Below are 23,389 nucleotides of genomic sequence, written 5' to 3' on the forward strand. Positions count from 1 at the left end.
GAAAACGAAAAATCGTTAATATTAGTATTTCATCGATATAACTTAGGGATATTTTAACGCTAAATCCCTAATTGTGAATTCAATGAATTAGGCTAGAATACTTTCGTGACCTGAGTCTTTGACAAATAAACAGGAACTTTTTGTTTTATAAGACATCTCCTTTATAAAGGCATAGGGTAAGGCATTATTCATTCCAAAAATACTAAGATCGGCACTTGGTGCTGCTTCAACAAGATTTAGAAAATCGCCCACATATACCTCGGTCATGGTTTCTGGTAAGCGCGCTAAATTGATAAGACGCTTCAAAAAATCTTTGGCATTGGCCTCTTCGTTAGGGTCTTGAACTACTGTTATTAATCGGATCCTGGCACCCCAATTCATTTTAAGTTTATAGGCAATCAACACCGAAAGATCAAGGTTTCCAATGTCCCAACCCAGTTCCCAATTGCCACTTCTATCACTTACCCAAACATTAATAGTATTCCGTTGTCCTAATAAGGCTGTTGGGTGGGATAGAAACAGCAAAACCCCTGTTTCCAGGCGCATTGCTTCCTGCATTACTGGTTTCAGTTCATTTTCATAATCATCATGGTCCTGAAGATTTAAAAACACAATATTAGGTCTAAAGAACGCCCCTTGAAGCGCCTGGTTCCCATAATTAATGCCTTTGGCAAACTCATCGGCATGAATCACCGCAGAAGATGAGAAGACTCCTTTTTCTCTAAACGAAGCAGAAATAGCCTCCAATTCAACAGCCAACTGGCTTTGAGTGGTAAAAGGTTCAATACCCACTAATTTAATAGAACCTTTCGGCTTGGTTATATTCCTAAGAAACTCAAAATTCCCCTTTAATCCTTGAACGTCTCTTACAGGCACCATAAGATTGGCTTTCCAAGCACGCTGCTGCATTTTTTTCATACCCCAGGTATGCTTTGCTGCCCATTCAGCAAAGGATACAAACAAGCCGGATCGCACATCTTCAAATGGTGTTTCCAGGTTTTGTCTGGATAAATAATAGTACACTACGAGAACGATGACAATGGATAATAGACTCACCGTTGGGTTAATAATAAACATCGCCAGAACAGAGGAGGCCAAACCTAAATAGGGCACCCATTTGGCAATACGAAATAAAGGACGGTAACTAATAAGCCCCAAGCGTTGTTCAATAATCACCACAATATTGATCATGGCATAGGTAATAAGGAAAAACAAGGTCACCAGAGGAGCAATGGCATTAATGTTTCTTAGTAATAAGGTTACAAAAATGAGAATACCTGTAACGATCATGGCGTTTCGGGGTTGGCCATTTTTACTGGTACCTGCCAGTATGTTGGAATAGGGGAGCACCTTATGCTCACCCATGGCATATAAGATTCTTGACGAGCCAACTATGGATGCTAATGCCGAGGAAAAGGTAGCTCCCAAAACACCAGCAATGATAAACGGACCAAAGTAAGCCTTATCAATCATCACATAATAGTTGGTAAGTAATTCTTCCTCCGTAGCTGATCGGGCAATCCAAAAGGCCAAAAGCATGTAAATGATAAAGCTCACCCCAATAGCCCAAAGTGTTCCCGCTGGTATACTGCGTTTGGGATCCTTTAGCTCTCCAGACATATTGGCGCCTGCCATAATCCCAGTCGCTGCTGGAAAAAAGACAGCAAACACAATCCAGAAACTTGACCCAGAAAAATCATTTTCTACCGAACCTTTAAAGCTTCCCCATCCTAAGGCTTCGGATGTAGGCACAAACATGGAACCAGAATAGGCTGCCATAACAATCGAGATCAGTGATAAAATAATGATCCCCATAATAATATACTGGGTCTTTATAGCCAGATTAGCACTGATGTAAGCTATGGTAAACAGGATGCCGAAGACAGCGAAATCCACAATAAAGGCATTATGTTCTGGAAAAATACCTAACCAACCCTCCCTAAAACCAAAGATATACATGGTTACCGCCAAGCCTTGAGAGACATATCTGGGAATCCCCAAACTTCCACCTACTTCAAGACCTAAAGCCTGCGATACAATAGCATAAGCCCCGCCAGCACCAATACGAATGTTGGTGGTGATGGCTGACATGGACAAGGCCGTACATAAGGTGATTAAAAACGAAATAATGATGATGAGCCAGGCACCCATCAATCCAGCATTACCCACAACCCAACCCAGGCGGAGATACATGATCACCCCAAGGATGGTTAGTAAGGTAGGGGTGAAAACACCACCAAAGGTGCCGAATTTTTTGGCTGTAGAAACAGGTTGGCTCAAGGATACTAGCTTAAATTCAAAAGAAATTTAAGAATTTAAACTGTATCCTGGCCAAAACTTGCTTTTAAAGGCTTAGTAAAACCTCAAATCCAATGGCATCTGAAATGGCCCCATCTCGCAACTTGCCATTGTAACTCACACCCCATAACATGCGGTCAATTTTAAATTTTGCTTCGAGCGTTTCAGCCTTATAATCGACAGTGGCATAAAAGCTAATGGGATTGGTCACTCCCCGTATGGTGAGATCTGCATAGATTTTCATGTTATTGGCGTCTTCATATTGTACTGATTTGATCACTAGTTTAGCAGTAGGATAACTAGGTACATCAAAAAAGTCCGGATCTTTTAAATGTCCTATCAGAGAGGCTTTTCCATCTTCGGAATCAATGTCCAGATTGGTCATGGAATCCATGTCTATAATAAATTCTCCACCCGAGATTACTTCATTACTTTTAAGAAAGTAGCCTTCCTTGAACTTAATATTACCATCGTGTCCTCCAAAATAAAACAGGTATTCCCCAATCCAATGGATGTTACTGGTCTCGGTGTTTATGTGTAATTTTTCTTCTTCAAGCATCATTTGTGCTTGGCTTAACCAACAGCTGCTCAGCATAATTAGTAGTAAAAACGTCTTGTGTTTCATGATAGTTTTAGATTAAATGATTACAGGGGTAAATCTATCTGGAGCAAGTGTGGAGAATGTCAAAAATGTGTAAAAGAACTGTCAACTACTGTAAATTCTCTTTAATTTATCGGTTATTTACGATTGAAATGAAATGCGCCCTGACTTTCCGATATGTAATCTTGAATATAGCGCTGCTATTATTGCCAGTGAGCATTTGGGCACAAGTGACTGAGGTTTCAGATAAAATGATGAAAGTGGCACTTCGTGATGCCGGAAATCAACTCTTGCTGACTCAAAAAGACTCAACCACACGCATCGCACCTGTGCGTCAACTCTCGGACTCCTTATATGAATTGTCCTTTGGAAGTAGCATCTCCTTTGAGCCTAGCGCCCTGGTATCGGCTATTGAAGAAAGTCTTAAACGAATTGATCTTGAGAACAAGTATACCGTAGAAGTAAAACGCTGTGCAGATAGGGAAGTGGTTTACAGTTACCTTATGACCAACAACCGTGAAAGCACTATTGTACCTTGCCTGGACAGGCCTATTGCCAGAGACTGTTATCTTATAGAATTGGAATTTTCAGGTGTGGTTACCAATACCGCTGGAGAATCCAAGGGTTTTTATCACAACCTATTTTATGGATTTCTATTAGCTACCTTGTTTTTAGCTGTGGTTGTTTACATCAAGAAACCATGGCAACACAAAACTCAAACTGAATCAAGCTTGGTTTTAGGGAAGTTTCATTTTATCCCAGATCAGTTAAAACTAGTTCGCGAAGCCGAGGAGATCACGCTCTCTAAAAAGGAGTGTGAAATTCTGGAACTACTAGTCACTAACATCAACGATATCGTGACGCGTGATGAGCTTAGCAAGCGCATTTGGGAAGACAATGGAGTAGTGGTAGGCAGAAGTCTGGATACCTACATCTCGAAACTTCGTAAAAAACTACAATCCGACAGTAGCATTAAGATCAATAATGTGCATGGGGTGGGTTATCGGTTAGAAGAAATTGACTAGAAGGTTTTGAAATTTAGCTTTTTGGTTATTTCTTTAACCGAGCAACATCAGCATTGTGAACAGTCCAATCCAATATCAATTTAAATTCTGTCTTCTTCTTTTTGTTTCCCTTTCAGCCTCAAGAATGGAACTCTATTCTCAGGAAAACGATTCTATTGCTCGAAAATCCATAAACATTGAATATACGGACAAAGGATTTCAATTTAGTTCAAGCGACGAGCGTTATAAACTGCACATTGAAGCACGACTGCAATTTAGATATGCTACTCCGTTTGACCAGAATCCGTTGACTTTTGAGGAAGTTTATGATGAGCGTTCCCCTGTTCTAAATATTAATAGAGCGCGTTTAAAAGTTGGAGGAAATGCTTTTGACACTGATTTAAACTACTACTTTGAGTATGAACTGGCACAAGGCAATCTTTTAGATTTTAGGATCATGTTCACCAAATGGAAGGGGTTTAATATAAAAGTAGGGCAGTGGAAAACCTTTTATAACAGAGAACGGGTTATATCCTCTGGAAAACAACAAATGGTGGAGCGGTCCATCATTAATCGTCCATTTACCATAGACCGTCAACAAGGAATCTCCTTTTACGGAAGATTGTTTGAAGGCAGTTTGGCAGATCTAACCTATCATCTATCGGTACTTACTGGAACCGGTAGAGGAAACTCAGTAAATGATGACGGCTATTTAATGTATGCTGGACGCTTGCAATGGAATGTCTTTGGACGCGAACTAGGAATGTCTGGATCTGATTTTAATGATACCATAAAACCCTCAGGGCTCGTTGCATTTGCTGCTGTTACTAACAGAAGTCCTTATACACGGTTTTCACAAGATGGAGGAGGCCAGCTCATGGGATATGAAGACGCAGGGCTTCCTGGCCAATTTCGGGTTAATCAGATGATGCTAGAGACTGCCTTTAAGTATAAAGGATTTTCCTGGCAAAGTGAATGGCACTATAAGGACATTGACGATACAATCACCGATCTGGATCGTATTTTAAGTGGCTATTACCTGCAGGGAGGTTACTTTTTTTCCAATGTAATCAGTTTTATACCAAAGCCACTGGAATTGGCTGCTCGCTTTGCTACTTATAAACCATTTATCAATTTACCCGATAATCTGGAACAGGAGACAGCTATTGTTGCCAACTGGTTTTTTAAAGGAGGTCACCGCAACAAACTATCAGCAGAAGTTACCTATTTTAATTTTGAAGAAGCCCGCGAAAACCAAGCCAACGGATGGCGTTTTCGTTTGCAATGGGAAATTTCATTTTAGTCGCCTTTCTCAACATTTGGGGCTTATATTGTGACAATTAGGAATACTGCTATTGGAAATATTGGTGGAAGTTTAGACCTTGAACCTAAATTAAGCACGAACACCTATGAAAACCTTTTTTACAGCCGTTTTAATCTTAATAATAAGCCTTTGTTATGCCCAAAACACCATAACAGCAGAGCAGTGGCAGGAGGACTTAATGCAACTGCAAGAATCAGTCCATAAAGACTTTCCCTTTCTATTTAAAAAAGTAACAGCGGAAGATTTTGATGCTTCTGTGGCAGACTTCAATGACGCTATTCCTAATTTAAAAGAGCATGAGATTAGAGTAGGCTTCAATAAGATCGTGGCCTTATTCCAATACGGGCATACGCAGATTCCCTATAGCAATGTTACTAGTAAGGGTGTTTTACCTGTAAATCTGTACCACTTTTCAGATGGGGTTTATATCGAAGGAGTGTACAAAGGTTATGAGGAGGCGCTTGGAGCCAAGGTCATAGAAGTAGAAGAGACCCCAATTGATAAGGCCTTAGAACTTATTTATCCGGTGGTGCCTGTGGAAAACGCACAGTATTTTAAAGCCTATGGCATCAGGTATTTACTGGCACCAGAGGTTTTGCATGCACAAGGAGTGATTCCTGAATTAAGTGATACTGTGACCTTTACCCTTGAAAAAAAAGGGCGAACGTTCCGACATTCCTTTACAGTCATCCCTAGAAAGGAGAAGCCCAGAGCCTTTAATTTCACCTTGCCGACAGACAACTGGCTGACGGCCAGAGACACCAGTACGACACCCTTATACCTTAAGTATATGGATAAGTACTACTACTTTGAATATATGGAAGATTCACAAGTATTGTATGTGCGTCAAAGCTCTGTGTTTAACATGGACTCAGAAAGTTTAGAGGCTTTTTATAAGCGCTTATTTGACTTTATCGATACCCATGAAATCTCAAGACTGGTCTATGATGTACGCTTAAATGGGGGTGGTAACAACTACAACAACCTCAATTTTATAAAAGGCTTACTGGCCAGACCCAAAGTGAATACCCTTGGGAAGTTCTTCTTTATTATTGGACGGGATACCTTTTCTGCCTGCCAAAATCTTACCAATGAGGTACAGCGTTATAGTGAAGCTATTTTAGTGGGTGAACCTACAGGTGAAAACGAGAATTTTTATGGAGATACCAAACCTATAAGACTCAGAAATTCTGGGATGACCGCCTATTTGAGTTTTGCCTGGTGGCAGGACCGACCCCAGTGGGAAGGACGGGATGCGACCTATCCACATTTGGCAGCAGACATGTCTTTTAGTGATTATGTAAGTAATACTGATGTGGTTTTGCAAACGGCTTTGGATTATACCGATGATGGTTTTATTCTGGATCCCATGCAGCATTTAACCAATTTATTTATCGCCGGAGAATTTCAACAGGTAAAAACCGATGCCTTTAAGATAGCCAAGGATCAACGCTACCGGTTTTATGATTTTAAAGAAGAATTCTCAAAGGCTGGTGGAAGGCTTCAACAACAAGGTAATTTGGAAGGCTCGCTTTTTGTTTACCAATTGATGAGCGAAATTTATTCAGAGGATGTAGGCACCTTGTTTAATTTGGCGGGAGTTCAAAAAGAATTGAAACAAACCGAAGCAGCTATTAATTCTTATAAGAAAGTCATTGACTTAGATCCCCAGCACATATTAGCCAGGAGTGCTCAAAAGCAGATTGATAAACTAAAACAACAATAAATTAGATAAAAAGGGGATTACCGTTCGTCGATGTTTTGCTAAATGGATCCTTGAAATATCTATTTTACATAATATAAATTATAGAACATTATTTATATCTCGTTAATCAAAGGATGATTACATAGTAATATAATGAGCCATTAACATCCTGTATTTCTATAATTGGTGCTACTTAGAAATTCTCAAGACTTTTCTAGAATAATAATTTCCTTAAAATTATAATAAATTCTATTTAATAGTCAGTCATCTTTATGACTTTTACAAAACAATTAATGCAGTTAAAATCATCTGCATTATCATTAAATATAAATGCGATACATGAGCTTATTGACCATCCTCGTTTTCTTCGTGGGCTTATCATTTATTTATTACGGGATTAATTGCTTATATAGTAAAACTATGAAGTCAGAATTTGAGCGGTATGATTTAAAGAATTTCAGAATACTGACCGGTATGCTCCAACTCCTTGGAGGAACTGGACTTATTGTAGGTTATTTTTTTAGTGAGGTACTTGTTTTAACTGCTGCCTTTGGTTTGTTTTTATTAATGTCGGCAGGCTTTGCGGTGCGATTACGACTAAAAGATAGAGCTAAACAGTCGGCACCATCATTGATCTATGCCATATTATCTTTATATATCGTTTACGAGAGTTTTTTGTTGCTCAATATCAATTAGACTAAAACTATAATCAGACACAACACTAAAAACAGTGTCGCCGGAAAGGATTTGTATAGTGGATCTTTGATCTTAAAATGCATGGCTATTGATCCTGTTAATAAAACTGCAAGCCCTGAAGCCGATGGAACGGCCAATACCGGATACCAAATTGAGGCGATAAGTCCAATAGCAAACACTACTTTCAATGTGCCAATTACATAGCAGAACCACACTGGTAAGCCGTATATTGCAAATTCTTCTAGAATAGTCTCAGCATCTCCTCCACGCCATTTAGTGGCCTTTTTATTTTGAATAAGCCAAACATTCAAGATGCTTAAAGCAACCACACATTTAAGAATTAATATGAAATAATACATAATTAATAAACTCTTGTCTTTCTATTTAAAGATAGTTAAATATTACTACAGAATCAAGCGCCTTTTTTATGAACAGTAGTAATGCTGAATTTTGTTGAAGAATAAAACATTCTGAAACCATCATATCTTACTAATAAAGCTCAGGTTACCTCAGAACGATGGTGATGATGCTAAAAGCGCAATGTGATCCTAAAATCAGCACTTCCATTATTCCTTCGGCATCCGATTCTTAATCGTTGCAATTTGCCCCATATGATTGGCCGAGTGTTCCATAACATGGTACCAGATATAATGGTAATTAAGGCCTTCTTCAATAATAGAAGCAAACCAGGTATCGTCTTTGGTTTTGAGTTCTTTTAAGGTGATGGCACGCACTTCGTCCCATAAATCCAAATAATGAGATATGGGCATCCCCTTAAGCATGTTTTTAACCTTCTCATTAATAACTCCAGCTGTACCAAATTTGGCGCGCTCCTCCTCTGTCCAATCACGTCCTTCTATAGTAGCGACTTGGTAATAAGATTCGGTAGATACCAAATGCATAATCAAGGCCCCAATACTATTGGCATTTTCATCGTATTGAAAATCCACCTGGGATTGGCCCATATCTTTTACTTGTTCGGTAATTCGGGTTTTTAAGTCTTCTAACATAAAGACCATATTGCCAATATTTGGCGAGTAGCCTTCTACCGGTTTTAGTTCACCCTGGGCGTTTATTAGAAAAATAGAAAGGAATAATGATACTGATAGGATTCTAAACTTTAATGATGTCATAGGTTTGTTGTTTAATCTGCTTTCTAAAGATACAAGTTGTGGTCCTCCTTATTCTTAAAAAAGAATTAATAGTTCAAATTGATCATCTGCCGAAACATCTCTTTTGAATAATCTATTTAAGAATTGCACCATACAGCTCCCCTCTAACAATTATTGTAGTTTTACACTAAACTTTAGCCTTGCATCCAGCCAATATTCATCAGTCTTCCTATGACTTTAAGTTTTTAGTAAGGGCCCATCCGGCCTTAGGCCGTTTTGTGTATTCTGGCAGATCTGGTGTTGAGACGATTGATTTTGCTGACAACAAGGCTGTGCTGGCCCTTAATACAGCCTTATTAAAAGGGCATTATGGTCTGAGCGACTGGAACATCCCCTCTGAATACCTCTGCCCCCCTATTCCCAGCAGAGCTGATTATATTCACCATCTTAAGGATTTACTACAAGAAGATGGTATAAAATCAAATATCAAAGGACTTGATATTGGCACAGGGGCTAATGCAATATTTCCCATTCTCGCAAACCGCATTTATCAGTGGCAAATGATTGGATCTGATATAGACGCCACAGCCATTGAATTTGCAAAGGCCAACATAAAGGCCACAGAAGGACTCAATAAGGCCATAGAAATCAGACATCAGGAAAACAGGGCCAACATATTTAAAGGCATATTATTGGAAAAAGAGTATGTGCATTTTACTATGTGTAACCCGCCGTTTCATGCCTCTGAAGACGAGGCCATGAAGGGCAGCCTGCGAAAACTTCGAAATCTTGGAGAACCTTCTTCCTTTAAAACAAAAAATGAACTGGTGCTCAACTTTGGAGGGCAAGCCAACGAACTATGGTGTAATGGCGGTGAGTCCCTTTTTATAAAACGCATGATTAAGGAGAGTGTCGCATTTAAGAATCAAGTGGGATGGTTCACAACACTCCTGGCTAAAAAGGAGCATCTTCCAAAAATCTATAAACAGTTGTCAAAGGCTAAGGCAGATTACAAGACCATTCCCATGGAACAGGGTCATAAAAAAACCAGGATAATCGCCTGGAAGTTTAGATGATCTAATATGAGTACTATATAATGCTATCACTCATGTTACTTATAAATTAAACTACATTAATTACTCAACAAAAAATGGAATATTGGCATGAGCCGCGTGATTATTGCCATCATATACGTAAATAAACAAGCGATAAGCACCTGGTAGTTCGGGTGCTGAAAAGGTTGCCGTATCTCCCGAATCGGCTTTAAATAAACCTTTTATTTCTTTTGGGATTTCTTCCCTATCGCCGCCAGATTTATTAGACTTGCTCTCCTCCATGATTACCCATTTGTAGATAAGCGTATCATTATCTGGGTCGGTGACTTTTACTTGAGCCATGTACTCCTGCCCTACTTTAAGTCGAATATTGTCCATGGGTGTTTTACCGTCCAGACTAAAGGCTTCCAATCTTGGAGTGCGATTCTCAGGCCAGGTGCCCTTCCATGCATAATGCATGACGTCAATGGCTTCGGTCTCGGTACCATCTGCCAGGAACATGCCAAACCATGTGGGAGTGCGTTCTTGTTTTTGCCCCCATAGAAATGCAAACGAACCCATAACTTGTTCCGGTTTTTTTAAAATTCCGTTTTGATATCGACTTAAGTATAAATCTGCCTTTTTAGAACTGTGGTTCTCAATTGGTGCACCCCAATCAGTTTTGGGCACTTCCCAATACCCAGTAGCACCCCATTCGGTAACAAGTACCGGTCCTTTATAAACGGACTTACTAATGATTTCATTAAAAAAATCCATGGGACCGTACAGTTGGGTGCTTATAAAGTCTAAATCCGGAGCTCGTTCAGTAATTTTTTCAAGAAGCTCTGATTCGAATCCGGCCAGGGACGTCGTGGTAAGGTGATTGGGATCAAGCTCATGGATCATTTTAGAAATATCATTCACCGCATTCCAAACTTCTAAGTTACTGCCATTGAGATTAAGCTCGTTTCCAAGGCCCCAACAGAATAAAGCAGGATGATCCTTTAATTCCAAAACTATCTTTTTTACCCGCTCATATTGCGTCCTTACTTGCTGTTCATCACTGTAATTAGCGCCATGGCGCTCAGGGACCAACCAGATCCCCATTAACACTTTTAATCCGTGTTCATGGGCTAAATCCAAAATTTGCTTTCCATTATCAGCGCTCCAGGTTCTAAGTGCATTTGCGCCATGACGTGCTAATTCGGCAGAATCTGTACTTTGACCCGCACCGACGCCTTTCACATAAAAGAGTTCATCATTAAGAAAGATCCGAAAACCCTCGTCTGTTTTTCTAATTTCAGCCTTTGTGACTTTTGTTTGGGATTCTTGAGCGTTTATTGAGCTTAACCCCATTCCTAAGATTAAAAGCATACAGGACAGCAGAGTCATTTTATGGAACGGGATCTTTAGCATGGCATTGAATTTATAGTATTAAAATTAAGGATTATATATAAGTCTAATGAACCGCATAAAAAAAGTGACTGCATTGCTACAATCACTTTTTAATTTATAAAAGATCCACCTTTAGTTTTTAATTATTCGCTTAACGCTAAATTGATCTGGGCTCGAATACAATTTGACAAAGTAAATACCTTGTGACAGACTCTGGAGGTCTATACTATCTGGGTTACCCTTAACTTCAAATAATTTTTTACCTAGTATAGAGTATATCTCTACTTTAGTTAATTGTCCAAAGGACGCGTTGATATACAGCATTTGATTTACTGGGTTAGGATATAAAGTAATGGTAGGTACATCTACACCTCCGGTTGATAAACTAGCCACTTGTTCTACATCATCAAAATAGAAAGTGGATGCTGCTGTTCCATCCCCGACATTTCCAATATCAAACATAAAGACGAGCTTGTCATACGCACTGACACCAAGGGAGCCGAAGTCCCAACTTAAAGTTTCCCACGCTCCCGTAACGGTTGTAGGTGTCACCAGTTCAAACGTTGATCCCCCACTCTGCTGTTCTAATTTGATCTGCATTTGCGTACCAATTGGTGCCTCTGTCCAAATCTTTAAAGTAATGTAACGGTTAGAAGAAAAGTCTAAATTTTCATTGAGATTTATATACGATCCGGCCCATGGTTGTCCGCCATTTCTAACAATTTTAGCAAGGTTGTTACTGTTATTGCCATCATTTTGTGGTGATTCTACAGGCTCAACGGTTGCCGTACCACCATCAAAATTATTGAAGTCAGCAGTTGTTGGCGTGGTTTCAAAATCAAAAGGCATTCCTGGTCCTCCAGAGGCTACACATTCTACCCCATTGTAACTAAAGGTCATTCTACCTAGATTAACCTCACCATTATCCACTCCCAATCTGAGGATATGTGTTCCAGCTGTTAGCTCAACATTACTGCTAACTTTAGTGTTCCAGTTGCCCCAGTCACCAGTTGAGCCAAAAATTATATTATTGCTCACCTTGACCCCATCTATTTCAAAAAATATTGGGCCACCTCCATTATTATTTCCTGAAGCATACCTAATACTAACATCATAACAACCAGTATTGGCCACGGCAACAGTATACTCCATCCATTCACCAGCGCTTATCCAACCCACAGTTTTGCCTTCGTTGTTGTCAGATACTGCATCAACATACTCAGTGGGTCTAAAATCTCCTTGATTATTAATGGAAGAATCGAAATATGAAATGTTCTGTCCAATACCACCCTCAAACATATCATAGTAGCCCGCTTCTATAGTTCCTGGAATGTTATGAGGACTGCCCAAATATGGCAACTGATCACCAACAATTATCGTTACCACGTTGGACACCACCGATGCACTGCTGACATAAACTTTAGCATATACATTATGAATACCTAATTCAATATCCATAAGATTAAATTCATATGGTGCCGTCGTATCCTCACCCAACAATACATCATCTTTATAAAACTCAACCTTAGTAATGTTATTTCCCGTTGTTGTAGTTGTCAGTAGAATATCATCTCCGGCACTGGCTTCTGTAGCACTTGCTGAAAGATTTCCGGTGATATTTATATCCCTACTTGTAGCCAAGGTTTGTGCAGGAACGTCTAGAATAAACCCGTTTGAAAAAGTAACACTTGTATCACTATTGGTATAGTTTTGAGCTACGTAAGTAATATTGTCGCCGTCATTAAAGGCAACTGCTAAAGGACTATTAGCAGTAATGGAGACATCCGGTGGACCTAATGCATTCATGTTGTGCAACCAATGATAGGTATGCGCATCAGAGATACCAAATTTTAGGTTTCTATTAGGATACGAATCGTACAAATCTATAGCCGTCTCAGCATCAGTAAGCGCTAAGAATTTCCAAATAGTATCATGCCATAAATTGGGGTTTTCTTCATTGCTTAAGATACCGGTATCCGCACTTATTTCTGACCACAATAACTGCGCATAATCTTGATTATGCCCCAGATACAGTGATCCGCCATGCATTGGATATAATTCAATACCATAGGAAGCAGCAATATCATTAGTCCAAAATGTACCATTGTCGTATGAGTTACCCCAAACCCTTGATACAAACTCATATGGATGTGATGGTGAAAAATTACGTTGGTACATATCAAACCAATACTCTTCAATAGCAGTTTGCTCAGTGGTATAAATAAAAATTCCCAGATCTCTAATGGCGTCATTATTGGTAACAGAGCCCCAATGAATTAAGGATGAGGCAAACTGCATACTTTCTGAAGTGGACTCCTGATCATTTCCATGAGGAAACGATGCAAATCCGTTGGCCCAGCTATGACCTTGATAAGGATTGAAATTCCGCAAAAACGGAAATAAGGCGTCATTTCTATCAGCTGAGGCTGCATCACGGACCAATAAATTCACCATATCGCCCCATTGATTGGCCCAACCAGGTTGGAACTGTTCTACAAAAGCAGCCGCATGAATAAAATACCCCCAGTGAAAATGGTGATCATTAATATTGGTGTCTTGACCATGACCAGAAGGGTAACCCAACATACTGGACCACGAATCATTATAGTAATATAAAAAAGCGACTTCGCCATTTTCATATGACAACCAATCTTCAAGACGCTCTTTTACAGTTTCAAGCATGAGATCACGCGATTCTGTATTGCCCATTTGATCTGCGATTCTAGCCGTTTGAATCAATCGATTCATAACCTGACCTTCATTATATGAATCTGTCCAGGTGGATAATTGATCATTTTCAATAAAAGCAATTTTACTTGCTAATTCCGCAGGGTCATAGCCATCACTATACTGCCCTAAGTTTGGAAGAGTAGGTAAAATACCTTTAAAGCTATGCTCAATCTCAAAACTATTACCGTCAAGTGTCTTCAATTCTCCCCTTACGGTGCTATAACTAAAGGCATTAGGAGTTGCGGATGTACCTGAGAGATTATTCCATTGATGCGGTAATAACCCTAATAAGACATTAGTATCCGTTCCTTCTTTAATATCAGTAGTAACGGAAAATGTTGTCGTTACTTTTGAAGTCTGTTCATTATACGACCAATCCGTTAGCGTGTTTTCAGGAAATACGTAGGCGTACTTCTTATAATCCTGGGCCATTGTGGCAACATTTGTTGTAGTTAGTGGCAACATGGCTAGGGACCAATAGTTTTCCCCGCTTAAGGTCGAACTATAAATAGAGCCTGACTGGGTCCAGGTACTTCCGGTTGGGGCATAAATGGCAAAATCAGCACCTGAGGTAGCGTCTTGTACTGTAATTATTTCATCAGTTATGGTTACAGTACCTGAGTTAATTGATATTTCCACAACATCACTATCACCTTTCTCGAAATATATGAATGGCATACCAATACCAGATGTCGCTTGCAGATCATGTACCCCGTCATTCCAATTCATAGTTACAGTCCAATCTGAATAATCCGAGGCTGTAGCATTTGAAACATTGAGTCCTGACAATCCAACTTTTATAGGCGCTGAATCCCCTATAGGACCCCATGGAATATAAGTAACTATGAGCCCTTCATTATAGGTTCTCATGGTCATTGGGTAATTAAAAAGGTTGTCTGCATGGTCTTCTTTGATTAATCGAGACCACCAATCGTTAGTAGGGATTGGTTTTCCAGCAGCATTTCCACTAACTTGGGGTTGCCCAGATGGAAAACCATTTCTGCCTGCAGAATCGACACCAGGGAAGCCAGTTGTGTAACTTCCGTTTCCTACATTAACAATTTGAGATGAGCTTATCAAAAAGCTTAGAATAAGAACTAAGCTCATGATAAATTTTTTAGAATAAGTAGACATAAAGTATAATTCAGGTTTTGATTTTGCAAGGTATTCTAAAAGCCTTCAACCTCAAAAAATTCTGCCTCTACACCAACAATACAAGCCAAAATATCAGAAATTACAGGGTGATTTATCCTGGTTGTTTAGTGAGCTAGTAATCAAGTTGTAAGGACTTTTAATTCACTATTTTGATGATTAAATAGCTCTAATAAAAAAAGTGACTGCATTACTACAGTCACTTTCTTGCATGAAATTTACTTACATCTTAATTCTCAATCAAACCCTGCCCTTCTATCCATTGGGCACCGGATTGCTTAAGGTCTAGCTCAAGACAATCTTCTAAACAAATGCTTAAAATTTTATTCTTGTCAATTAAAATAATCTAAAAACACTACACCAATATTAGTTCAAAACCTAATCTCTCAACTAATAATGACATGTTTGACCTACTGGCCTAAAGATTATTTTGTATATATGAATTATATCTACAAAAGCCTTACTAATATCCTGCTGCCTGCCCATCTTTGCGGCTTTCCGACGCTCCATGGTAGACTTTATTCTCGTCATCCCACATAATGGCCTGATAGCCTCCATAGACCCCTCTGGCCGTGCCTATGCGATGACCACGATCCATCAATCCTCTGATAGTACTATAAGGAATACCTGATTCCGTTCGAACCGTCCCTGTATTCTCTGTGGTTTGTCCCATTGGTGATGCTCCACCTGTATGATCCCATCGTGGTGCATCTCCGGCTTCTTGTAAATTCATTCCAAAATCTACAAGGTTCATTACGATTTGCGTATGACCCATAGGTTGAAAATCTCCACCCATAACTCCAAAGCTCACAAAAGGCTGTCCATCTTTAGTTATAAATGCTGGGATTATGGTATGAAAAGGTCGCTTACCAGGTTCATACGTATTGGCCTGACCGCGCTTGAGGCTAAAGAGTTCTCCGCGGTCCTGTAGCATGAATCCTAATTTTGGCGGTGCCATACCAGAGCCCATTCCACGATAGTTACTTTGTATCAGGGATATCATAGTACCATCTTTATCGGCTACCGTCATGTAGATGGTTTCACCGGCTGATATTTCACCAGCTTCATAGGTTCTGGCACGCTTACCTATTTGGTCTCTGCGCTCGTCAGCATACCTATCAGAAAGTAACGCTTCCACTGGTACATCTGCAAAATCCATATCAGCATAGTACTTGGCACGGTCTTCAAAGGCGAGTTTTTTAGCTTCAGTGAATAAATGCAGGTGCTCTGCACTTCCAAACTCAATATCAGAAAAATCGAATCCTTTTAAGATCTGAAGCATTTGTAAAGCAGCAATTCCTTGACCATTTGGTGGTAATTCCCAAACATCATAGCCTCGGTAATTAACCGAAACTGGCTCTACCCATTCCGATTTATGATTGGCCAAATCCTTTTCCGATAAAAAGCCTCCTTGTTCTTTAATAAAATTGGCAATGGTCTTAGCAATATCCCCTTTGTAAAAGGCATCTCTGCCACCTTCAGCCAATTGCTTATAGGTGTTGGCTAAATAAGGGTTCTTATAGATTTCACCTTCATTAGGCAGCTTACCACCGTTTTGTGTGATATAGGTATCCTCAATATTCGGTAGTCCTCGTGACTTGAAGTAAGGCACAGAACGTTGCATGTACCAGGAAATTAATTCGGTTAAAGGAAATCCTTTTTCAGCATAATCAATGGCCGGTGCTAAAATCTCACTCATGGGTTTGGACCCAAATTTCTTATGAAGCTCAAACCATCCGTCTACCGCACCTGGCACACTTACTGGTAATGGGCCAAGAGAAGGTATTTTAGTCATGCCTTGTTCTTCAAAATATTCTAAGGTTAAATCCTGAGGGGAACGTCCACTGGCGTTCAAACCATACAGTTTCTCGGTTTTGCCATGCCAAACAATGGCAAACAAGTCTCCCCCAATGCCACAACCAGTAGGCTCCATCAAGCCTAGAGCCGCATTAGCTGCTATGGCAGCATCAATGGCATTACCCCCATTTTTAAGCACATCCAGCCCTATTTGAGTAGCTAAGGGGTGGCTAGTGGCCACCATTCCATTTTGACCTAGTACTTCAGAACGCGTTGCAAAAGGTTCTCCTGTAACCCGGTCCTGAGCCCATAAACTGCTTACCAGGCACATCAAGAGAATTGACATGTAATTTGATAATCTCATAGTTGGTTTTTTAAGATTGGTCAAATTACAAATTAATGCTATGTATTATGAAGATCACAGCTGCATTGAATTACTAAAATTGCGTTAAATTTAGACGCAGTGAAGACATTAAACTTTGTATGAGTACCCTAAGACCCATGTTACGTCGTAAGCTAACCTCAATCCTACCCTTCGGAATAATCTGGTTGGTCAATGGCTTGTTGTTTTTATTTGTTGAATATGCCGTTATCTCCATTATGGAACCCCAATCAGGACTGCAATCGGCAATTACAATTTCGCCCAGGATAGTAGTATTTGCCAGCATAAGTATATTTTTTATTGGATGTTTTGTAGGTTTTGTAGAAGTGTCATTTATCAATAAGTTCTTTGTAAAGTGGACGTTTATTCAAAAGATCATAGGAAAGGTACTTATTTATGGCATGTTCTTTTTCTGCATCATATTTATCTTTTATATGCTGGCTGCGAGTATTGAAATGAAACAATCGGTGTTTAGTACTGCGGTCTTCAATCGCTATCTCATATTTCTTTTTAGCATAACCAACATTAGTACTTTCGTTCAAATTGCCTTTTCACTCTTTACATCGCTTATTTATTCAGAAATTGAAGACAACCTTGGGCAATCTGTTTTTTTGAATTTTTTTACCGGTAAATATCACAAGCCGATTGAAGAAGAGCGAATTTTTATGTTTACGGATATGAAAAACTCTACAACTATTGCCGAAACCATGGGCCATGAACTATACTTTGAGTTTTTAAGACATTATTACAATGACCTTTCAATAGCCATAATCAATTCATACGGAGAGGTATATCAGTATATAGGCGATGAAATTGTAATCTCCTGGGATTTGGCACGTTTTGAAGCAATTGAACAAGCCATAGGGTGTTTCTTTGAAATGAAAAAGGCATTAATTGCCAAACAGAACTGGTATTTGGACCATTTTAACTTGTTTCCCGACTTTAAAGGAGCCATCCACTTAGGCAAGGTTACCACTGGTGAAATAGGCGCACTTAAAAAGGAAATCTTTTTTACAGGAGATGTACTAAATACTACTGCTAGAATGCAAGGCTTATGCAATAAATACAAGACGGACTTGATAGTTTCTAAGCAGATTGTTGAAGATATTAGAGACAAGCAAAACTATGTTACAGATTTTGTTGGAACAACCCTACTTAGAGGAAAAAAGAAATCCATTGATCTTTTTACCCTTAAACCAAATATCTAATCTTTATCCATTTTAGTACAACTCAATAATCCCAAGAGTTTTTTCAAGAGCCTCATGACGCTCCCAGAAACTAGAGGTCATACTTTGAAATAAAGCCTTAAAATCTTCAGTTTCTCTGATGTTATCCAGTAAAGGTTCTGAATCTAAAAACAACAGACTCCAGTAATTAACTCTTGGGTCTTTAGAATAGGTTTCAAACAGTTGCATGGCTTTTTCGGTTTCTCCAATATAGGATTGGTACATAGCCATATCCAAATCTTTTGAGAAGTTGGGGTTAACATCAATAAACTCCCTGTAGGACACCATGAATTTCTTTGATTCCTTTGTTTTACCAACCTTATCAAAAACATAAGCTATCTCGCCATCAATGTTCTTGAATATAGCAAGATTTAGACGGTCTCTTGCATCTACAAATGATCGGAAGTAAGCATAACTACTTTTCCAGTCACGTTGATAGTAACATACTTTAGCTACTTCTTGCAAGACATCAAGCCTCGTAGTATCTCTGGCTAAAGTCTTTTCCAAACGTTCACGAGTAGCTTGTAGATCTTGGTCTCTAGCATAAAGAATATAAGCCTCCAAATAGTCCGCAAAGATGTTACTGGGATCGAATTTTTTCGAAATCTTGATGAAGTGTTCTGCTTCCTCAACAAATCCATTTTGAACAAGCGCATTACTAACATGCATGTAATTGATACTGGTAGTAGCCGAATCACTAGCTATAGTATTTATCTCCAACCCCTTTAAGGCATGTATCAGGTATTTTTCAGTATCTGGAAGGCATAAGGCGTAGATATCTGACATAAAATTTAAGGCTAGCCCTGAATTTGGATTGTAGACCAAAGCCTTTTCAAGGTAAGGTATGGCTCTTTCACAGTCGCCTTTGGTTCTGTAATACAAGGATTTGGCAATGAGACCCTGAGCCAATTCATCATCATAAAGCAACGCCTGATCGGCGAAGTAGTTGAGATCATCCAAATGCGTCTTATTCGCTTGAAACACATCCATATAGTAGTAGGCCATCGCGATTGCCGCATAAGCTCTTGAATAGGCGCTATCTTCTTTTATGGCCTTAGCGAAAATTTCTACGGAAACTTCCAAATCTACTTGAGTCTTAGAGTTGTTCAAAGCCTCAAACCCTTGCAAAAAATAATCATAAGCTATCAAATTATTGGTATAGCGCTTATTAATACGTTCTTCCTCTTCTGGAGTTACCATGACCTCTATGAACTGGGTTATAATCTTTGAAATCTCTTTCTGCAGCTCAAAGACATCACTGGCATCTCGTCTAAATTCTTCAGACCAGATTGGTATATCCATAGCTGCGTGAATTAATTGAACATTTAGAACTATCTGATCTCCTACCTTTTGACCACTGCCTTCAACGAGATAAGTGACTCTAAGCTCATCGCCTATGGCAGTCATAGACTTAGGATTGTTTCTATACTGTTCAACAGAAGTCCGGCTCACCACTTTTAACTCTTCTATCTTTTGAAGATCGTTAAGAACAGATTCCATTAAACCATTTACAAAATAGGTGTTGCCCACATCATTACTGTTGTTCACAAAGGGTAAAACGGCTATTGACTTACCATAAGTGAGTCCAGATTCAGGAGTACCCTGAAAATAGGTTATACCTGCGTAGATGAGGGCCGCTACTGCCAAAACTAAAAGGCCGGCAAACGTATACTTCTTAATTGAGCTGCGTCGCCTTACAATCTCTTCATGATTTTTAGCATACTGAGCGGCCTCGCCTGGTGGAAAGCCATACAATTCACGAAAGCACTTGGTAAAATATGAGGTGCTTCCAAAGCCTACAGCATAAGAGACTTCAGAAACCGTAACATCCGATTCCTGAAGCATGATAAATGCCTTACTCAGCCTAAAATCTCTAATGAACTGACTTACTGAAACCCCTGCTGCTTTCTTTACCCGTCTAAGAAGATTACTTCTACTCATATTGACGGCATCTGCTAACTCAGATACGCCAAAGTCCTCATTAGACAAATTTGAAGTTAAGATGTCTTTGAGTCTGGTTAGAAATTCAAGATCCTTTTCTGAGGGTTCTGTCATGAGTCAATTGCTTAGCGAAATATACAACAATGCCGTTAAGAAAGCTGTAGCTAATTAAGTCGGGTTTTAAAGGCAATTTTAAGCCGCCTTGAGCATGATGCGTCAAAATTTATAGTGATGCATCATAATTTATAGATGATTTTACTAGGCTTACATCGGATTCCTGAATCCTAATAGCTCTTGCATCGTCCTTTAATGGAATTTTACAACATCAAATTATTGTTCAATTAAAAACAAAAAACATGACAACTAAAATCAATTTTTCAAAAGGAATTCAAAGCATTCTTATGATAGCTTTAGTCTTGAATCTTTTCTCTTGTAACAACAAAGAGAAAAACATCGACAATGTAGCTGAAGTAGCTACTGAAACAAAAGAAACAATTGCAGCACCAGACACCGATTTACCAACAGCCGTATTCTTTGGGAATCTGGAAGCTGTAAAGCAACACATTGCTGCTGGTTCTGATCTCAACATTAAAGACCCTTACGGATCTGCACCTTTACACACAGCAGCCACCTTTGGACGTACTGATATAGCTCTAGCCTTAATTGAAGGTGGTGCAGACCTTAGTATTAAAAATAATGAAGGCTCTACGCCATTACATATAGCGGCGTTCTTTTGTAGAACAGAGATTGTAGAATCCTTAGTTGCTAATAATGCGGACAAGACCCTTACTAATAATTTTGGATCTACACCGATACAAACGGTACAAGGTCCATTTGAGAATGTAAAACCTATATATGACCAAATGGCTAAAAATCTTGGACCTTTTGGTTTAAAACTTGACTATGAGCGCATTGAAACCACAAGACCTGTTATTGAGGCTTTGCTACAATAATTAAAACATTTTAAATTTTACAATCATGACAACTGCAACAAGACGATACGATATAGATTGGCTACGAGTTATTACCATTGGGTTGTTACTCATTTATCACGTGGCCATTGTGTTTCAACCCTGGGGTGTTTTTATTGGATTCATTCAGAATGATGTGAGTCTCGTAGATATCTGGACACCAATGGCTATGCTCAATGTATGGCGTATTCCGCTGTTGTTTTTTGTATCAGGAATGGGGGTCTGTTTCGCCATCAGACGACGTAGTTGGAAACAACTATTGATAGAGCGAACACAGCGCATATTAATTCCTTTGATTTTTGGTGCAGTTGTGATTGTTCCCATTCATGTGCTGATTTGGCAACAATATTACAGCCAGGATGTGGTTTACGAGCCATTTGAAGGGCACCTATGGTTTCTTAAGAACATATTTTTATATGTTTTGGTCTTGAGCCCAGTATTCTTCTTATTAAAAAAATACAAAGAGAGCCAATTCAAAAGCATTGTCAAGCGCTTATTCTCACATCCTTTGAGCATAGTTATAGTGATGGCCTTTACCATTAGTGAGGCCCTGATAATTAGTCCAGAAATGTATACCATGTATGCAATGACAGCTCATGGTTTTGTATTGGGACTTATAGCATTCTTTTTTGGATTCCTGTTTGTACACTCAGGTGAGTCGTTCTGGCCAATGGTTTTGAAGTGGAGATGGTTGTTTTTATGTAATGCAGCTTCCATGTACCTGGGACGTGTGTTTTACTTTGGATTGGAAGGCACTAATGTCTATTTAAGTATAGAGTCCGCACTATGGATATTCGCCATCTTCGGTTTTGGATATAAATACTTGAATAAGCCAAGCAGAACTTTGTCACTTTTAAGTGAGGGGGCCTACCCGATTTACATTGTTCATATGATTTATATTTATGTGGGATCCTTGGTTATTGTACCACTAGACATAAATGCTAATTTAAAATTTATCTTATTGACTATAATAACCTTTGTGGGCAGTTATTTAAGCTATTACTTTATTATAAGGCCTGTAAGTTTTTTGAGGCCATTATTTGGATTAAAATCAAATGCCAGAACTGAACCACCATTAGTTAATAAGCAAATTGATGTAATTAATCACCAAAGTTTATAGACATGGTAAATTCTGTTATTGATCTATTATAGTTAAGTTATCAAGTAGAAATATCAATTATCAGGTTTTTAAATTGTGTTGATGATTTTTGATAATTGAATTTTTTGGATGCTGAGATCGATGTAAAGTCCTATATTGAAATTAGATAATTAAACAAGTGATTTTAATCAATGAGCCATGGCCAAGGTATTCCGTAAGATTCGATATAAACTAGTGGGAGGATCTAATACTGTAAAATATTTTAGATATGCCGTCGGTGAAATTCTACTGGTTGTTATTGGGATCCTAATTGCGTTACAAATCAATATTTGGCGGACCGAGAAGCAACTATCCAAGGAAGAAACCAAAATCTATAGAAACATCAAACAACAGTTAGAAGATGATAAAGTAGAGTTGGAACAGGTAAAAGGCATGAACGATTATTTTTATCATGTTTACGATTTTGCAAATGATATCATAGTTACAAAAGATTATGAGCAACAAGATGCCCTTGCCCCTGCTATTGCAGCTTTAGCTATTGATATCAACTTTCATAAAACAGCGCATATCTACGAAACACTTTTGATTAGTGGAGATATAAAACTATTGAACAACGACACCATTCCATCTCAACTACAGAAGTTGGAAATGATTTATAATTCCACAAATAGATTAGAGGAAAAGCATTGGGAAACCATTACGACAAACTTGGGGCCTGAGATGAGAGGTTTGATCAACATCAGCACTTTTGAACCAGTGAAGCCTAAGGAATTGTATACAATTGAGATGCAAAATGCCGTGACAACGGCGATGTATCTAACAAAGACTAAGGATTCTATGTACAATACAGCAATAAATAAGATAAACGATATTGTTGGGCTAATTAATAGAGAATTAGAGCGTAAACAAGCAGAATAAAACA

The 23,389-nt window shown here is 38.9% G+C and carries 17 protein-coding genes; 9 read left to right on the plus strand and 8 right to left on the minus strand.

The window, feature by feature from the left end; all coding sequences use genetic code 11:
- Positions 1 to 87 precede the first annotated feature (87 nt).
- The gene (locus DN064_RS06150) at positions 88 to 2,280 is read right to left on the minus strand and encodes an amino acid permease (protein ID WP_232827406.1); all 2,193 of its coding nucleotides are present in this window, start codon (positions 2,278 to 2,280) and stop codon (positions 88 to 90) included.
- Between the two features lie 64 nt (positions 2,281 to 2,344).
- Positions 2,345 to 2,923 carry a YceI family protein gene (locus DN064_RS06155; RefSeq protein WP_115461767.1) on the minus strand — a complete coding sequence of 193 codons (579 nt, stop codon included), beginning with the start codon at positions 2,921 to 2,923 and terminating at the stop codon, positions 2,345 to 2,347.
- A 128-nt stretch (positions 2,924 to 3,051) separates the two neighbouring features.
- Here DN064_RS06155 and DN064_RS06160 point away from each other — a divergent pair, with 128 nt between their 5' ends.
- From DN064_RS06160 to DN064_RS06175, 4 genes are all read left to right on the plus strand, one after another.
- Positions 3,052 to 3,924 carry a winged helix-turn-helix domain-containing protein gene (locus DN064_RS06160; protein WP_157962253.1) on the plus strand — a complete coding sequence of 291 codons (873 nt, stop codon included), beginning with the start codon at positions 3,052 to 3,054 and terminating at the stop codon, positions 3,922 to 3,924.
- Positions 3,925 to 4,048: 124 nt separating this feature from the next.
- The gene (locus DN064_RS06165; protein ID WP_115461769.1) at positions 4,049 to 5,206 is read left to right on the plus strand and encodes a porin; all 1,158 of its coding nucleotides are present in this window, start codon (positions 4,049 to 4,051) and stop codon (positions 5,204 to 5,206) included.
- 106 nt (positions 5,207 to 5,312) lie between these two features.
- Positions 5,313 to 6,953 (plus strand): tetratricopeptide repeat protein, encoded by a 1,641-nt coding sequence (locus DN064_RS06170; RefSeq protein WP_115461770.1) that lies wholly within the window; start codon positions 5,313 to 5,315, stop codon positions 6,951 to 6,953.
- Between the two features lie 318 nt (positions 6,954 to 7,271).
- Complete coding sequence (locus DN064_RS06175; protein ID WP_115461771.1) at positions 7,272 to 7,628, plus strand: DoxX family protein; 357 nt, start codon at positions 7,272 to 7,274, stop codon at positions 7,626 to 7,628.
- On the opposite strand, the gene DN064_RS06180 is transcribed toward DN064_RS06175, so the two are convergent.
- Both DN064_RS06180 and DN064_RS06185 read right to left on the minus strand, forming a co-directional pair.
- Positions 7,625 to 7,987, minus strand: a complete 363-nt coding sequence (locus DN064_RS06180) for a DoxX family protein (RefSeq protein ID WP_115461772.1) — start codon at positions 7,985 to 7,987, stop codon at positions 7,625 to 7,627. The genes DN064_RS06175 and DN064_RS06180 overlap by 4 nt on opposite strands.
- 207 nt (positions 7,988 to 8,194) lie before the next feature.
- On the minus strand, positions 8,195 to 8,761 hold the full coding sequence (locus tag DN064_RS06185) for a DinB family protein (protein WP_115461773.1): 567 nt from the start codon (positions 8,759 to 8,761) through the stop codon (positions 8,195 to 8,197).
- 179 nt (positions 8,762 to 8,940) lie between these two features.
- Here DN064_RS06185 and rlmF point away from each other — a divergent pair, with 179 nt between their 5' ends.
- On the plus strand, positions 8,941 to 9,816 hold the full coding sequence (gene rlmF, locus DN064_RS06190; protein WP_115461774.1) for a 23S rRNA (adenine(1618)-N(6))-methyltransferase RlmF: 876 nt from the start codon (positions 8,941 to 8,943) through the stop codon (positions 9,814 to 9,816).
- A gap of 60 nt (positions 9,817 to 9,876) precedes the next feature.
- Here the strand turns inward: rlmF and DN064_RS06195 are convergent, their stop codons facing one another.
- The 3 genes from DN064_RS06195 to ggt form a co-directional block, all read right to left on the minus strand.
- Positions 9,877 to 11,190 (minus strand): glycoside hydrolase family 2 TIM barrel-domain containing protein, encoded by a 1,314-nt coding sequence (locus DN064_RS06195; protein WP_198659414.1) that lies wholly within the window; start codon positions 11,188 to 11,190, stop codon positions 9,877 to 9,879.
- A 111-nt stretch (positions 11,191 to 11,301) separates the two neighbouring features.
- Positions 11,302 to 15,006, minus strand: coding sequence for a glycosyl hydrolase (locus DN064_RS06200; RefSeq protein WP_232827410.1), 3,705 nt, complete (start codon positions 15,004 to 15,006; stop codon positions 11,302 to 11,304).
- 508 nt (positions 15,007 to 15,514) lie between these two features.
- Complete coding sequence (gene ggt / locus DN064_RS06205) at positions 15,515 to 17,212, minus strand: gamma-glutamyltransferase (protein WP_198659415.1); 1,698 nt, start codon at positions 17,210 to 17,212, stop codon at positions 15,515 to 15,517.
- Positions 17,213 to 17,331: 119 nt separating this feature from the next.
- Here ggt and DN064_RS06210 point away from each other — a divergent pair, with 119 nt between their 5' ends.
- On the plus strand, positions 17,332 to 18,438 hold the full coding sequence (locus DN064_RS06210; protein ID WP_115461776.1) for an adenylate/guanylate cyclase domain-containing protein: 1,107 nt from the start codon (positions 17,332 to 17,334) through the stop codon (positions 18,436 to 18,438).
- A gap of 12 nt (positions 18,439 to 18,450) precedes the next feature.
- Here DN064_RS06210 and DN064_RS06215 read toward each other — a convergent pair whose 3' ends face one another.
- Positions 18,451 to 20,511 (minus strand): helix-turn-helix domain-containing protein, encoded by a 2,061-nt coding sequence (locus tag DN064_RS06215; RefSeq protein WP_115461777.1) that lies wholly within the window; start codon positions 20,509 to 20,511, stop codon positions 18,451 to 18,453.
- 242 nt (positions 20,512 to 20,753) lie between these two features.
- On the opposite strand from DN064_RS06215, the gene DN064_RS06220 reads away from it, so the two are divergent.
- From DN064_RS06220 to DN064_RS06230, 3 genes are all read left to right on the plus strand, one after another.
- Positions 20,754 to 21,350 (plus strand): ankyrin repeat domain-containing protein, encoded by a 597-nt coding sequence (locus DN064_RS06220; RefSeq protein WP_115461778.1) that lies wholly within the window; start codon positions 20,754 to 20,756, stop codon positions 21,348 to 21,350.
- 25 nt (positions 21,351 to 21,375) lie between these two features.
- The gene (locus tag DN064_RS06225) at positions 21,376 to 22,488 is read left to right on the plus strand and encodes an acyltransferase family protein (protein WP_115461779.1); all 1,113 of its coding nucleotides are present in this window, start codon (positions 21,376 to 21,378) and stop codon (positions 22,486 to 22,488) included.
- 177 nt (positions 22,489 to 22,665) lie between these two features.
- Positions 22,666 to 23,385, plus strand: coding sequence for a DUF6090 family protein (locus DN064_RS06230; protein ID WP_115461780.1), 720 nt, complete (start codon positions 22,666 to 22,668; stop codon positions 23,383 to 23,385).
- Positions 23,386 to 23,389: the final 4 nt, after the last annotated feature.

It is taken from the genome of Winogradskyella aurantiaca (assembly GCF_003362725.1).
GTDB classification, from domain to species: domain Bacteria; phylum Bacteroidota; class Bacteroidia; order Flavobacteriales; family Flavobacteriaceae; genus Winogradskyella_A; species Winogradskyella_A aurantiaca.

Coding starts and splice junctions, on each gene's coding strand:
- DN064_RS06155 (WP_115461767.1), bottom strand. CDS start 2,923: ATGAAACACAAGACGTTTTTACTACTAATTATGCTGAGCAGCTGTTGG.
- DN064_RS06160 (WP_157962253.1), top strand. CDS start 3,052: ATGAAATGCGCCCTGACTTTCCGATATGTAATCTTGAATATAGCGCTG.
- DN064_RS06165 (WP_115461769.1), top strand. CDS start 4,049: ATGGAACTCTATTCTCAGGAAAACGATTCTATTGCTCGAAAATCCATA.
- DN064_RS06170 (WP_115461770.1), top strand. CDS start 5,313: ATGAAAACCTTTTTTACAGCCGTTTTAATCTTAATAATAAGCCTTTGT.
- DN064_RS06175 (WP_115461771.1), top strand. CDS start 7,272: ATGAGCTTATTGACCATCCTCGTTTTCTTCGTGGGCTTATCATTTATT.
- DN064_RS06180 (WP_115461772.1), bottom strand. CDS start 7,987: ATGTATTATTTCATATTAATTCTTAAATGTGTGGTTGCTTTAAGCATC.
- DN064_RS06185 (WP_115461773.1), bottom strand. CDS start 8,761: ATGACATCATTAAAGTTTAGAATCCTATCAGTATCATTATTCCTTTCT.
- DN064_RS06195 (WP_198659414.1), bottom strand. CDS start 11,190: ATGCTAAAGATCCCGTTCCATAAAATGACTCTGCTGTCCTGTATGCTT.
- DN064_RS06200 (WP_232827410.1), bottom strand. CDS start 15,006: ATGAGCTTAGTTCTTATTCTAAGCTTTTTGATAAGCTCATCTCAAATT.
- ggt (WP_198659415.1), bottom strand. CDS start 17,212: ATGAGATTATCAAATTACATGTCAATTCTCTTGATGTGCCTGGTAAGC.
- DN064_RS06210 (WP_115461776.1), top strand. CDS start 17,332: ATGAGTACCCTAAGACCCATGTTACGTCGTAAGCTAACCTCAATCCTA.
- DN064_RS06215 (WP_115461777.1), bottom strand. CDS start 20,511: ATGACAGAACCCTCAGAAAAGGATCTTGAATTTCTAACCAGACTCAAA.
- DN064_RS06220 (WP_115461778.1), top strand. CDS start 20,754: ATGACAACTAAAATCAATTTTTCAAAAGGAATTCAAAGCATTCTTATG.
- DN064_RS06225 (WP_115461779.1), top strand. CDS start 21,376: ATGACAACTGCAACAAGACGATACGATATAGATTGGCTACGAGTTATT.
- DN064_RS06230 (WP_115461780.1), top strand. CDS start 22,666: ATGGCCAAGGTATTCCGTAAGATTCGATATAAACTAGTGGGAGGATCT.